Origin of the sequence: Moorella naiadis (nom. illeg.), from assembly GCF_051020825.1 — a bacterium.
Taxonomy (GTDB): Bacteria; Bacillota; DSM-521; order Neomoorellales; family Neomoorellaceae; genus Neomoorella; species Neomoorella naiadis.
The window spans coordinates 46265-60058 of sequence record NZ_JAXGFQ010000011.1 but is presented as its reverse complement, the minus strand read 5'-3'; the positions used below and the strand labels follow the sequence as shown (position 1 = coordinate 60058).

The window sequence follows — 13794 nt, the reverse complement described above, 5'->3', positions numbered from 1 at the left end:
TTAACCTCCGCTCATCAGGCTGAAGAAGTCTACCTGGTCGCCGTCGCCCAATGGGGTATGAGGCCATTGCTCCGGGGCCAGACGCCGGCCGTTAAGGGATACGGCTAGAACGGTCGCCGGGTCTTTACCTGCCAGCTGGGGGTATCTGGCGGTTAAATACTGCCATAAGGTTGGCAGGTTGGTAGGCGCTTCCAGGTCAAGGGTTGTCTTCGTGGCACCGACGGCAGCCTGAAAAAAACCGTAGAAATTAATATGGACCTGCATGTTATCACGCCTTTAGCTCTCCTACTTATAACTTCAACTTAATATATCCTTTCTAAATTCGATATAAGTTAAGGAAATCCTGCCGCCGGGTGGGATTAATATTGAGAAAACATTATTGGTCGGCCGGTAGGATTGCTTAGCTGTCAATAAAAAAGCCAGCCCCATGTTCTTTGGCCGGCTTTTTGGGAATCATAACGGGCTCATAACGGGCATATAGCTTATTTGATGGTCTGTTGCTAAATCAGCCTGGCAAATTCCGCCACACTGGCTATCTTAATGCTTTTCTTGAGCAGCAGTTTCAATTTCCCCAGGTCTTCAATCGTGGCCAGCTTCTGTTTGACGGAATCATCGACTACCACTAGCCCAACCTGGTCCTTTCCGTTCCCACTGCCAGGCGGGGTAGAATATCCTTTCTTATCCGGTAAGATAGTGGCCTGACATCCCCCTTATCTGGTATAATTGGCATTGGAGGTGGTATACCAGATGGCTACCTGTCAGGCCGTCGTTTTAACCTGTATGGATTTCCGTATCCAGGGCGCTGTAGCCCAATGGTTGCAAAAAAAGGGGCTGGCCGGGAAGCATGATTACTTGGCCCTTCCCGGTGCAGCCGCAATTTCGTCGATGAGGGCAAATTGGCACTGGTCGAAGACTCCTACCGGCTCCATCACATTAAGGAAGTTTATCTGATCCATCATGAAGATTGTGGTGCCTATAATCTTGGCGGCCTACCGGTTGCTGAACAGCTGTACTGCCAACGGCAGGACATGGAACTAGCGGCGCGGTTATTAAAACAACGCCACCCCGAGCTAAAAGTATACCTTGCTTTTCTTTACTTGGATGGCCACGTGATTGAATTGGCTACATTTTAGGTGTATGCTGTTTCTGCCAAACCATAAAGTTCAAAAGCTGACGGTATTGCCTGACCGGGAATTGCCGGAAATAATGACCATATAATATTGAGGAAAGGCCCCGGCTCATGCTAATACTCAATGTACCAGGGGCGTCCCCAAACAACTATGATTAGTTTATCAAATTATGAGCTCATTAAGAACACCGAAAAAGGGTTTTTATGTTACCTGCATTTCGCAACTATAAACTGGATGGCTACCACACAATAATTATAACTGATGGTGATGACAATGATGCCAAAAAATGATAAAAAAGATGATTTTTCCACTCTGTGTCGAACCTTAATAAATATATAGTGAAGTAGGCATGGGACGCCAAGCTAAAGCCGATTTTCTCATACCCCTTCCCGAACCAGGCTTGCGACTTTCGCCGCACCTATCTCTCCATTACAAGACCAGTTAAGACCCAGATTATTATGCTTACGCTAAAGGCGTGTTGATTGCGACCTTCTTGGGAGGAAAAGGGGGCTAGTAACCCTTCTTACTTTAAGTGTAAAGGGATCTTAGTTGAGGGCAAATATCATTTGTTGCTGTATAGGCAAATTACCATATATTGCCTTGCAATAGGTTAATGGTTTTTATGCAACGCTAGTGCTGCTGCACCCTATGTGAGCTATAATTATAATCAAGTCTCATTTAGTTACTCCCAAATCGCCAGTCTCTTAATTATATCCCTGGCTAAACGCACACGTTTCTCAAGAGTAGAGGCACTAATTACATCCGGCAAGTCGCCGGCGGTGTGATAATAATTATCCATGGTAGTTAGCCAGAAGACCGGGATTCCAATCTCCTCGAAGGGAAGATGATCGCTGTTAGGCCGCGGAGGCACACTCCATTTCCTAACAGTTATACCCGTAGCTTGTACTACTTCTTTAACAAGGGGCTTAAGAACCTGACTCACTCCAATCTCAACCTCACCTCGGTCGGAAGCTATGCCGTCCAGGCAGACCACCGCCTTAAAATCCCCAAGTTCTTGACGGTGCCGTAAAATGTAATCTCGCGATCCCCAGAAGCCCAATTCCTCGGCACCGAAGAAAATAAATTCAAGGTTAAGGTTGCAATCTGCAAAATCATCGATTAATTGCATTACTGCCGCTGTACCGGTAGCGTTATCCATAGCATGGGGACCCAGCCACATGCTGTCATAATGGGAAAAGATCAATATGCGGCCACCTTCAGCCAGACCGGTCCCGCGCGGTAAGGCCCTTATGTTGTAGCCAGTCTCCTCCTGTATCTGAACGGCAACTTTAAGCTCTATACTCTTTCCCACCTGAGCTGCCTTTTTAATTTGGCGTAACTTTGCGAGGATACTGCCAAGGCCGGTATAGAACCGACGACACGGTCGTAGTTAGTAGCTCCGACTCGAATCAGATCCTCAGTCAAGTTATTACCCAGGATTACTCCTGCGGCGCCAGCCACTTCCGCCCTTGGGCAGCCTCATAGGACTTCAGGGCATCAGTTAGGATCACTTGTCCTTGAACTTCTCCCGATTTTAAGACAGCGAAATCCTCAGGAGTACCTTGCCCCACATAATTCAGCCTGGTAATGATGCCGCCAACCGGTGTTTCCCCTGAATAGGCCAAGGCTTGGCAAGGAACATTTGTTTCTCTTACATCCCCCACGAGGCATAGCTCAGCCGTAACCTGATGAAAATTCAGGTAGCGGAAGGGCTCTCGCACGTATACAACATCAGCATTTCCAGCAAGAAATTCCTCCAGGAACTTCAACACCTGCTGCTGGCCAGTAGTGCCCATCCATCGTGGGCCCATGCTACATATTTGACAAAAGTAGGTATAGAGGCTTCCACACTGATCTGGCCTTAAGGTACCTGTCATCCGTTTTTCCATCTCCACCCCACCCTAAAAATCAGGTTCTTCGCAGTTTCGTGTGGGTAGAGCAATTTTTTTGCGTCCGCCCTTGACATGGAGCCTCGCACCCGTTTTTCCAAGGGACAAGGGGGCAGGATAGTTTCGCTTGCTGCCCCTTGCCAAATCAGGCTAACACGGGTATTCTCCATGTCAAAGGCCTCCGCTTCGCTTCGTTGAATGGTCGTTAAAAAAAGAACAAAAAATGATCACCCACACCAAATAGCGAGGAGCCAAAAATTAATATGCTTTAGATCGTAAAATAGAATTGACCCTAGATCGTCAAATAAAACTGACCCACCTTGTGATAAAATCTCCCCTGAGAGGGGGAGGAAAAAGAGGTGGTCAGTATGCACAAATGGCAGTGCATCAAGGCACTGCATACTCAAGGGGCCGGCATCAGGCAGATAGCCAGGACTGTGGGGGTATCCAGGAATACCGTCAGGAAGTACCTGAAAGAAGCCAACCCGCCCCAGTTTAAAGCCAGGGAGTACGTAAAAGAACTGGACAGGTTTCTGGAAGAAATCAAGATTATGCTTGCCAAGGGATATATCGGCACAAGGATTTACAACGAACTGGTAGATAAGGGCTATCAAGGCTCCCTGGCCAGCGTCCACCGTTACCTAAGATCCATAAAGGCAGAAGATAAGGCAGCCAAATTAGCCACCACACGGGTAGAGACCGGGCCGGGTAAACAGATGCAGTACGATTGGAAGGTGTGGACGCTACCAGTAGACGGGAAGCCCGTGAAAATATATCTCCACGAAGTGATCCTGTCTTTTAGCCGAATGAAATTCTACACCTTCTCTTTAAGCATCACCACCGCCGATGTGATTCGGGACCTGGTTGAAGCCATTGACTTTTTCGGCGGTTATGCCCCGGAGTTGGTGATTGACAACGGCAAGCAAATGGTTATCACCCACCAGAAAGACGGTATCATCCGGTACAATGACGAGTTCCTTAAATTCTGCGGGCTGTATGGCATCCAGCCCTCAGCTTGCGAAAACTACCGTCCCCGGACCAAGGGAAAGGTAGAGCGCCCCTTTTACTATGTCCAGGAACACCTGCTGCGGGGTCTGGAGGTGGCCGGTTTAAACGAATTCGCTGTAAGGCTTTCAGAGTTCCAGGAAGCCTACAACAAAAGGTCCCACAGCAGCTTAGGCCGACCGCCGGAGGAGATGTTTGCCGAGGAAAAAGGATGCCTTCTCAAAATACCAGCTGTCGAACCGGCCTTATTACAACATAAAGAACCCCGGAAGGTGAGTAATGACGGCTATATATCCCATGACGGCAATCTCTACCCCGTACCCCTGCGCTACTGCTTAAGGAGGGTGTGGATCGAAAACATCTACGGCCGGCGCGTGAAGGTATATGACGAAGGAGGGGCGCTTTTAGCGGAGTTCGACCTTGAACTTAGAAAACAAACCGCCCGTCCCCTTCACCCCGAATACGAAACCATCAACCGTCACTACCAGGAAAAGAAACTAAAGGCACGCTCGGCCCTGGTAGAGAAGTTCACCAGCGCCTTTGGTGAGGACGGCCAAAGGTATCTGGCAGGCCTGTGCGATAAGAATGGGGCCAACCTGTACTGGCACCTGACCGAAATCTTAAGCTACCAGGAGATATATACCCGGGAAGATATTGCCGCAGCCATCAAAGAATGCTTAAAAATCGGCTCTTATCACAAAAACAGTGTAAAAAGGCTTTTAGAACAGATGAAAGTCGCCCCCCTTGCGCCAGCGGGTGACCCGATAAATTTAAATATGCCACCGGTTAGAATCAAACGGGACCTCTCCTGTTATGCCCTCCCGGAGAGCGAGGTGGCGGCAGTATCATGAGTAACAAATTAACCGGTTACCTGGAAAGCCAGATGCAGTCCTTAAAACTAAAGGGGATGCTTGCCCATTACCAGGAGGTAACGGAGAAGGCCTCACAAAACAACCTTTCTTATACAGAGTACCTCTCCCTTCTCTTCGAAGAGGAGTTAAAAAGGAAAAACGAAGGCACGATCAAGACGAAAATCAATAAAGCACGTTTCCCTTTCATCAAAACCCTGGAGGAGTTTGACTTTAGCTTCCAGCCCTCCATCTGGGAAAAAGAAATTATCGCTTTAGGCTCCCTGGATTTCGTGGAGAAAAAGGAAAATATCATCTTCCTGGGTCCCCCTGGGGTCGGCAAGACCCATCTCTCGGTGGCCTTAGGTATAAAGGCCTGCATGGCCAAATATCGCGTAGCATTTATCACGGCCCAGAAGCTTTTAGAAGAACTACTTTTGAGCACAAAAGACGGCAGCCTTCTCGACAAGCTGCTGGGTTACTCCCGGCTGAACCTTCTAATCATCGACGAGCTAGGCTACATGCCTGTAAGCAAAGAACAGGCCAACCTCCTCTTCCGCCTTGTCTCCATGCGCTATGAAAAGGGGAGTATTATCTTGACCAGCAACTATAACTTTAACGAATGGGGGGAGATATTTTCCGACCAGGTGGTGGCCGCGGCCATAATTGACCGGCTTGTGCACCACGCCCGCATTTTCTATATTAACGGCACTAGCTACCGGCTCAAGGGTAAACTGAAAGCAGCCAATGACCGTTAATTCGGCAGCGAGGCTATCCCTTCATTCCCTTTGGCGCATGACTTGAAGCTTATTATTTTTGTTCCTCAGTGGGTCAATTTTATTTGCACATAGTGGGTCAATTCTATTGACAATCAACAAATATGCCTTGTGGGTTGCCTGGTTGAGTTGAATAGGCTGAGCGGGACAAAGAGTATTAGGCTGTCCCGCTCAGCTAAACATTGGCTACGGCTACTATCCTGAACGCAATTTATAGACACACGTTTTATCTACCCATTCCCATGCCTTATCCATACCTATCCTGTCATCTACCCCAAGTGGGTTGTCCCTTATTTCCAAATTCGGATTATTACACAAAGCGCTCCAAGATATACCGTCCTTCCTTATCCCGATGGAGCTTGCCACGCTCGCGTATTTCACCCCATGCGATTAGGATGTCTCGGTAGTCAGCCTCTGGCAGGTTATTCAATATATCGACAAAGTAGAAGGGACCTTGCTTGGCCAACTCCAGAATAGATTCCAAAACCCCTTTCGCTGAACAACTTAAGTCACTCATTGATTTTCCCCCCCCCCGCCTTTCATTTCCTAGTTTTCTGGCTATCTTAAAATACGCGCTTTTTGCCATTTAATCCATCCTGGTGTTGCTGATAACATTGGCATCTATATAAGATAGTCCTTGAGTTGCACCCGGTCTTTAAAGGCATACTCCAAACGTTCGTAAGCCGCATTGGTTACTCCCTCTGGAATAGTGGCATCGATGCCGAGCTTGCCTGAAGTTGGCAGGCTACCCTTGGGCAACATCCAGGCTTTTGTGCTGGGGTCGAGGTGCTTACCGCGGGCACCAGGGATAATGATAACGTCTTCTGCTGGTTGAACCCGCAGGGAAAGAGCCCAATCTAGCTCCTCTGGGTTATATATGTCTATATCGTCGTCAGTGACGATGGCGATTTTAACCTCAGCAACGGATAACAGGGCCAACAAAGCGTTCTTGCCCTCGCCTGGCCGTTTGTGGATGGAAGCGACTAGCTCCCAATAACAGCAACTACCAGGCGTAGCCAAAATATTCACCGGCTGCACGCTAGCTTCCAACAACGCCCGCCAGCCAGCAGCCTCGGTGACCGGCGCGGCTAGCCAGTCATTCTCCCAGGGCATCTGCAAGGCATAAAACATGGCGTCCTTGCGCATGGTAATGGCTTTATAGCGCACGACGGGGTTCCACTTAACCTCACATTGCAGGTGGGCGAAGTCACCGAAACGGCCTTCATCTTCTGTCCAACCGATAGGCAGAATTTCTCCTTCAAGGACAATTTCGGCATCTGCCGGAACCATCAGATCGACCGTCTCGCACTTGACTATTTCCACCGGTGCGCCGTGCAGGCCACCAGCATAAATTATCTCATCGGCGTTCATAGGCGCTTTATAGCTAGCAGCTGTCATCTCGCAAGGGTGACAACCTAGGGCGACAGCGATTTCCAATGGCTTGCCCTGCTGATAGGCACGTTCATAGTAGAAGCGCATATCGGAGGGCGATACGAGGTCAATGCTAGTTTCTTTAGGGTTCCTATACATAAGCCTATACATGCCGACATTGGGTCCATAAACAGGATCTTTGGAAAAGACCACCCCGCTTGAAAGATAAGGGCCACCGTCTTTAGTATGCATAAAAGGTATAGGCAACTGGGTTAGATCGACATCGTCGCCCTTTATGATAACTTCTTTACATGGGCCAGTCGCTACTTCCACTGGTGGGATGGGCCTGGCAATGGCATCGGCAAACTTCTTACCAATATCGTTGGTCCCTAATGCAAAAGCCATGCGGGGCCGGGTCGAGAGTAGGCCCATCACCACGGGGATGTTGTAACCCTTCACTTTCTCGAAGAAGAGAGCCGTCTCCGATTGGGCCATCAGGGCTGAAAAATAGCGGGGGTCAACCTCTTTTTCGACCCGGCGGATGTGGCCGGCTACCTCCATACGCTTGACTAGGGTCCTTAAATCCTCAGTCATGTAATCCACCCCTATTCTATTTTTTAAAACTGGCCTTCTTGTTTCCCAACCTGATTGCTAAGATAGGTGAATCGCTAGAGAGCGGTGTTCCTCAAAACTTGCTGGCGTTAAATCATAACATGACTAATAGCTGCAAATTAAGGTGGCGTGAGGGAATCAGGGCTCAACGTTAACCCTCCCCTCAGCCTAAACCCTAAACTTCCTCCAGCACTTTACCCTTAGTCTCGACCCCTAGGGTCAGGACCAAGAGCGCGCCCAACCAGTAGAGGGCGGCAAAGATGATCCAGATGGTAAAGTAGCTCTGGGCGGCCATGAGGGTGCCAAGGACGATGGGCGCCACAGCAGCGGCAATCCGGCCTGGCGCCGCCGCCCAGGAGGACCCTAGGGCACGCAGGTGGGTGGGATAGAGCTCCGGCACGTAGGTCACCACGCCAACCGAGCCCTGGTCAGCGAAGAAGAAGAAAAGGGCGGCAAAAATAAGCAGTAGCTTGTGGTCGCTGACGCTGCCGAAAATAAGGCCAACTAGGCCGGCGCAGGCAAAGGTGAAGCCGATCAGTTTTTTACGACCTATCTTATCGATGAGTAACACCCCGATGATGCGACCCAGGGTACCCGTGGCTGCGATAATTACTGTGTAGGTCAAGCTGCGCACAAGGGTGAACTTAAACATTGTGACAAGGATCGAGGGCAACCAGAGCATAAAACCGAAGTACCCGAAATTCAGGGCGAACCAGATACCCCAGGTGACGATGATACGGACCGCGTACTTACCGGAAAAAAGTTCGGCTAGACTGCCGTTATTGCCCTGCTGGATAGCCATGCCCGTTGTCTCTTTGCCAGCTTCGTTAATTATCTCCTCAGTAACACCAAGGCGCTTTAAGGATTGTTTGGCTTCATCATGCCGCCCTTGGGCAACTAACCAGCGTGGCGTCTCCGGGATCACGCGTCGAGCCCACCAGGCTAGGATAGCTGGAAGAGCGCCGACTAAAAACATGCCGCGCCAACCAAGGAGAGGCAAGAGGGCGAGGGTTGTACCGGCGGCCAGCAGCTGGCCGGCGGGAAAGAAGACCGGCAGGAAGCTCACCATTCGGCCGCGTACCTTGGTGGGTGCCATCTCCATGATCATCACGGCATCCAGGGGAATGAAGCCGCCAAGGCCAGTGCCGGCCATAAAGCGTGCCCACCACAGCGAGACGGAGTTCCAGGCGAAGGCCGCCAAGCCGGTCAACAAGCCGAAGCTGAGGACCGTCCCTTGAAAGGCAAAGCGCCGTCCCAGCTTATCAGCTAACGGCCCCCAGACATACTGGCCCAGCACGGTCCCCCATACGGCGGCGGAGGCGACTAGGCCAATAATTACCGGCGATAGGTTAAACTCCTTGGCTATGGAAGGCATGATGTAGGCGACCAGAGAAGTATCGAAGGAATCAAACAAAAAACCGGCTGCAGCCACTACTAGCATGTACTTCATGAAGGAATTGATGGACAGCTTGTCGATGCTCCTAGCCACCTGGAGTTCAGTCAACAGGACGCCATTTTTACTCAATCTAAAAACCCCCTTTTCATGATATTATAGCGTTACATTTTTTAGATGTGTAATCCCTTCTGAAATAACTTTTACATTTCTCGGTACAGAGCGGCCAAGCCTTTGTTCAGCCGCCATCCCTAACGCCTCAGCTCGCAAAGTATACCTTCGGTCAGGGCGATCACCGCCGTCAGGCCGTGCTGCAGGGCCATCTCATCGACTTTAAACAATGAGTGATGCAAGGGGTAGGCCGCTTCCTTGCCGGAGGAAATGCCGAGGAAAAAGAAGAGACCTGGCACTCCCTGCAAATAGAAGGCGAAGTCGTCGCTCGCCATGATCGGCCGGGCCTCCACCACCTCCAGGTCGGGCAGGTCCGCGGCCAGGATCTTTTTGGCCAGCTTGGCGACATCGGCGTGGTTGACCAGTGGGGGCACCTCGCGCCGATACTCCACGTTGATTTCCACGCCGAAGGCCGTCGCGGCGCTGGCCGCTGTCTCCTTGAGGATCCGCTCGATCAAGCGGTCAGATTGATTGCTGATGGAGCGCGCTGTGCCCCGTAGCACCGCGCTGTCGGCCACCACGTTGGGGGCCCGGCCACCAGAGATTTCGCCCACGGTCAATGCTACCGGGTCCATGGCATTCAGACGGCGATTCAGGGCTGTATAAAGATTAGTCACCAGGGTAGCTGCTGCGGCAATGGCATCAGCACCATTGTAGGGTGTGGAACCGTGGCAACCTATGCCTCTAATTGTAATGTCAAAATTGCTCTCGCCCGCCATCAACGGTCCACTACTGATAGCGACACTACCAACGCGATATTCCGGAAGGACATGGAAGCCTAGAATGCAATCTACGACGGGATCCTTCAAACAGCCAGCTTCTAGCATCTTCTGAGCGCCGAGGTTTGTCTCCTCCTCCGGCTGGAAGATGAAGACAATGTTCCCGACTAGGGATTTTCGCCTTTTGGCGAAATAGCGGGCAGCGCCCAACATAACCGCCGTGTGTACGTCATGTCCACAGGTATGGCTCAAACCATCGACGGTTGATGCGAAATCCACTTCTGCCTTCTCCTGCACCGGGATAGCGTCGATATCGGCCCGTAAGGCAATAGTAGGTCCGGAGACACCTCTAACCACCGCCACCAGGCCATAGCCCCCATTAATTCGTCTAATCTCCAAATCTTGCCCATCGAGGAGATCAGCAATGAAAGCCACCGTATTAACCTCGGCGCCACTTCGCTCGGGATTCCGGTGCAACTGACGGCGCCAGCTGCATACTTGCGGGAAAAGTGACTGGGTCTGATCTTTTATCATCTAAACCTCCGGAACTACTTCCTCGTGACCTTCCTTCTCACCCCGTGGCGGCGTCTCCACGACCAGGTCACGAATAACCTTGCCTTTCTTGGGCTCTATCGTCACGTTGCCTTCAATGATCGTCGTGCAGGCTAGCTTGGTATTACCGTTAACACGTACGTGACAACCGGCGCACTTGCCGATCCGGCACGAGGCGTAGTAAGCCAGGCTATGATCGAGATTTTCATAAATATAGCGCAAAGCGCTCATGACCGTCGTGCCTTTAGCATAGGGAACGGTATATTCCTGGTAATTAGGCTCTTTATCCACTGCCGGATCAAACCGCTGTACCTTAATTTTTATAGTTTCTATAGCCTCGCTCATTGTTCTCATCCCTTCTGCCCGTAGTCCCGGATTACCCGTTTTGGCTGGATATAGGCGAGATCCACGTCTTCAATCCTCTGGGCCATCCCATGTTCATTCTTATAAATAACAACGTTTTTAAGCCAGTTCACATTATCCGTCTTGGGAAAATCGCGGCGGTACAAAGCGCCCCGGCTTTCCTGGCGGGAGAGGCTGCTACGAGCCACCATCTCTAGCACCACGGATAGATTTTCGAGTTGGATGGCCTCTATCCACTCTTTGTTATAGGCTCGTGCCTTGGTGGTAACACAGACGGTTGGAAGCTTCTCCCGTAAAACTGCAATACGCTTCAGGCCTTTTTCTAAACCCTCTTGGTCACGTACTACTCCGACATTCATCCAGGCGATATCCTGTAATTCTTTGCGAAGCTTAACGACATCCTCGCCCTTTTTGGCCTCCAGGCTAGCAAAGAGACGCTGCTTGATAGCCGCCACCTGGTCCATATCAATCTTGCCTTCTCCTACCCCAGCTACATACTCAGCAGCATAGGTGCCAGCCCGGTAACCCCAAACCTGGGTCATAGTCAGAGCGTTGCCAGAGATGCGATTGGCCCCCATAATGCTCCCAGTACCCTCACCAGCGGCATATAGGCCAGGAATATTGGTCTCACAGCGCTCGTTGATCTTGATTCCACCATTCCAGAAGTGAGCGGCTGGTGCGGTCTCCATGGCTTCCTGGGATAGGTCGGGTAAAAACTTTTTCATGTTAAAGCCGCCATAACGCCAGTTGGATATATTCTCAGGGAACCATTCCGCCGAATAGTCGAGAATGTTCTTGGGCAGGTGGCGCAAGGACAGGTAGGTGCCGTTGTTGGGGCTGCCCCGTCCCTCCAGGACCTCCACCATGGCGGCGATGGAGTTGACGTCGCGAGTGCTATGTTCCATGCGTTCGGGGTCCCAGCGCTTCATATAGCGTTCGCCAATGCGGTTTAAAGCATGGGTTTCCAGGTATGCGCTAAGGAGGTAGGTGAAATCTACTCCATCTAGGGAGTCCGGCTTAATCAGGGTGTAGGGCAGGAACATGGGGAACTCCATGTCGATGAGTTCGGCGCCGACTCGGTAGGCCGCCGCCAGGCAGTCGCCAGTAAGATCCTCCGGCGCCGTGGTATGAGGATAGACCCGCATGGCGCCGCCGGCGCAGATGATCACCGCCTTGGCCTTGAAGGCGTAGAACTGGCCGCTGGCGATATTCAGGCCGCAGGCACCCACTACTCTACCGTCCTGGGTCAGGAAGTCGGTGATCATGATGTACTGCAGCAGGCGGATGTTGTCTCGCTTGCGCATCTCGGCACTACCCACGCGCGCAAATTCAGTCCCGGGGATCCAGATGCCACGCGGGTAGCTATGCCCTGGTGCATGGGTTAGCTTATCGACCCTTGCGCCCATGTCCACGACCTCCCGCACTCGATCTGGTGCCTCTTCACAGTGGATCTTCACCAGGTATTGATTGTTAATGAACTCGGCCTCGCGGATCATATCCTCGGCGAATTTATCAGGGTTATCTCGTAAGTCGCCGGGCAAGCCGAATTTTTCTACACAGCTTTTACTGTCCACGTCGATGTCGGCATCCGCCGTCAAGGTGGCTCCGGACTTACCCACCACGCCCTTGCAAGCGACGACTACCCGCAGGCCCTTCTTGGCCGCCTGCAAGGCGGCTCTGGCTCCAGCACCTTCACTACCGACGATCAGAACGTCACAAATGATAATTTCGTCCGCTAAGTTGTCGATGCTTGACATGGCCATCTCCCCCATTTATCTAATCGTGTGTAAATTCCTATCCGCCCTGGATAGCAATTCGTAACCATTGGCAGTGACCACGACGTTCTCCTCGATATCAAAGACGCCTAAGTCATTGACGATCCCCGGTTCTACCGTAAAAGTCATACCAGGTTGCAGGATGGTATCATCGTATACGGCGTTATGGGGCGGCTCGGTGCTGTTCAGGCCAATGCCGTGGCCCATGCGACCGCAGTCGAAGCTCAGGTCAATGCCGCGCTCCTGCATGGCCCGGCCACACTCGCGGGCGATCTCAGCGATGGGCATCCCGGGCGTAATTTTAGCGATAGCCTTCATGGTAACCGCGTGAGTAATGTCCCAAAGCCGTATCTGCTCGCCCGTCGGCCCGCCCACCACGCCGGCGCGGCAGTAGTCGGTGAAGTAACCTCCTACCATAGCGCTAATGTCTAGCCAGACCATATCACCCTTTTCCAACTTGCGTTCGGTGGCAATAGCGCTGATGCGTTCGTAATTCCCCTTGCCCGAAACTATAATTACGAAACCAACCCCCTCAGCCCCGCCTTCCAGCATGAGCCGTGATACCCGACGGGAGATTTCCTTCTCAGTCATACCTTCATGGATCTCATCAAAGACGTGGTCCAGGGCGTAATCAGCCGCCTGACAAGCTAGACGTAAGAAATCGATCTCCGAAGGGGACTTAATCATCCGCAGATCCCAGAGAATCTTGGAAATATCCTCAAACTCGGCAGACGGTAGCTCTTTACGCAATGCCTCTAAATGCTGGTAATCGATCCCCAACCGTTGCTCGCGGCCCAACTCCATGCCGATTCGGCCCTGATTCATACCCAATTCTGTCATAATCTCTTTCACTTGGCCAATGGGTGTGCCAAGTAGGCTATCGTAACTACGTACATCGGTAACGACCGAGCGGGATTTTGCCTCCGGCACTACGAAACTATGCACCAAGAGCACCCCTTCTCCATCTGCTGGAATAAAAAGCCATGTAGCCCGGGCGTGGGTTGTCCAGGGCGTATGGGTACGGTAACCCGTGAAATAATAGAAGTTACTTTCAGCGGTAATTATCGCGCCTTTCATACCAGCTTTCGCTAATCCTTGCTGCAGCTTTTTAATCCGCTCCTTGACTTCTGCGACTGGAAACTCTAAGTAACGCATCAATAGTCTATACCTCCCTAAAGATCTGCCTATTT

At 51.4% G+C, this 13794-nt stretch carries 14 protein-coding genes; 3 read left to right on the top strand and 11 right to left on the bottom strand.

What is annotated here, in order from left to right:
• On the bottom strand, window positions 1-264 hold the full coding sequence (locus tag SDD30_RS08975; protein WP_434074585.1) for a MoaD/ThiS family protein: 264 nt from the start codon (window positions 262-264) through the stop codon (window positions 1-3).
• Window positions 265-500: 236 nt separating this feature from the next.
• On the bottom strand, window positions 501-623 hold the full coding sequence (locus SDD30_RS08970) for a hypothetical protein (RefSeq protein ID WP_434074584.1): 123 nt from the start codon (window positions 621-623) through the stop codon (window positions 501-503).
• 273 nt (window positions 624-896) lie between these two features.
• Here SDD30_RS08970 and SDD30_RS08965 point away from each other — a divergent pair, with 273 nt between their 5' ends.
• A complete protein-coding gene (locus SDD30_RS08965) occupies window positions 897-1133 on the top strand; it encodes a hypothetical protein (RefSeq protein WP_434074583.1) in 237 nt (78 codons plus the stop codon).
• A 679-nt stretch (window positions 1134-1812) separates the two neighbouring features.
• Here SDD30_RS08965 and SDD30_RS08960 read toward each other — a convergent pair.
• Entirely contained in the window at window positions 1813-2442 is a 630-nt protein-coding gene (locus SDD30_RS08960; RefSeq protein WP_434074582.1) for a M28 family metallopeptidase, read from the bottom strand.
• Window positions 2443-2569: 127 nt separating this feature from the next.
• A complete protein-coding gene (locus SDD30_RS08955; RefSeq protein WP_434074581.1) occupies window positions 2570-3019 on the bottom strand; it encodes a hypothetical protein in 450 nt (149 codons plus the stop codon).
• Window positions 3020-3387: 368 nt separating this feature from the next.
• Here SDD30_RS08955 and istA point away from each other — a divergent pair, with 368 nt between their 5' ends.
• Together istA and istB are read left to right on the top strand one after the other, a co-directional pair.
• Window positions 3388-4875 carry an IS21 family transposase gene (gene istA, locus SDD30_RS08950; RefSeq protein ID WP_434074628.1) on the top strand — a complete coding sequence of 496 codons (1488 nt, stop codon included), beginning with the start codon at window positions 3388-3390 and terminating at the stop codon, window positions 4873-4875.
• Entirely contained in the window at window positions 4872-5630 is a 759-nt protein-coding gene (istB, locus tag SDD30_RS08945) for an IS21-like element helper ATPase IstB (protein ID WP_434074580.1), read from the top strand. Before istA ends, istB begins: the two co-directional genes overlap by 4 nt.
• Before the next feature lie 328 nt (window positions 5631-5958).
• Here the strand turns inward: istB and SDD30_RS08940 are convergent, their stop codons facing one another.
• From SDD30_RS08940 to SDD30_RS08910, 7 genes are all read right to left on the bottom strand, one after another.
• Window positions 5959-6165 (bottom strand): hypothetical protein, encoded by a 207-nt coding sequence (locus tag SDD30_RS08940; RefSeq protein WP_434074579.1) that lies wholly within the window; start codon window positions 6163-6165, stop codon window positions 5959-5961.
• 104 nt (window positions 6166-6269) lie between these two features.
• Window positions 6270-7613, bottom strand: a complete 1344-nt coding sequence (locus SDD30_RS08935) for a UbiD family decarboxylase (RefSeq protein WP_434074578.1) — start codon at window positions 7611-7613, stop codon at window positions 6270-6272.
• A gap of 193 nt (window positions 7614-7806) precedes the next feature.
• Window positions 7807-9156, bottom strand: a complete 1350-nt coding sequence (locus SDD30_RS08930) for an MFS transporter (protein ID WP_434074577.1) — start codon at window positions 9154-9156, stop codon at window positions 7807-7809.
• Between the two features lie 119 nt (window positions 9157-9275).
• Window positions 9276-10448 (bottom strand): M20 metallopeptidase family protein, encoded by a 1173-nt coding sequence (locus SDD30_RS08925; protein WP_434074576.1) that lies wholly within the window; start codon window positions 10446-10448, stop codon window positions 9276-9278.
• Window positions 10449-10811 carry a 2Fe-2S iron-sulfur cluster-binding protein gene (locus SDD30_RS08920; protein ID WP_434074575.1) on the bottom strand — a complete coding sequence of 121 codons (363 nt, stop codon included), beginning with the start codon at window positions 10809-10811 and terminating at the stop codon, window positions 10449-10451. It lies immediately after the preceding gene.
• Window positions 10812-10816: 5 nt separating this feature from the next.
• On the bottom strand, window positions 10817-12586 hold the full coding sequence (locus tag SDD30_RS08915) for an FAD-binding protein (protein WP_434074574.1): 1770 nt from the start codon (window positions 12584-12586) through the stop codon (window positions 10817-10819).
• A gap of 15 nt (window positions 12587-12601) precedes the next feature.
• Complete coding sequence (locus tag SDD30_RS08910) at window positions 12602-13759, bottom strand: M24 family metallopeptidase (RefSeq protein WP_434074627.1); 1158 nt, start codon at window positions 13757-13759, stop codon at window positions 12602-12604.
• Window positions 13760-13794 lie beyond the last annotated feature (35 nt).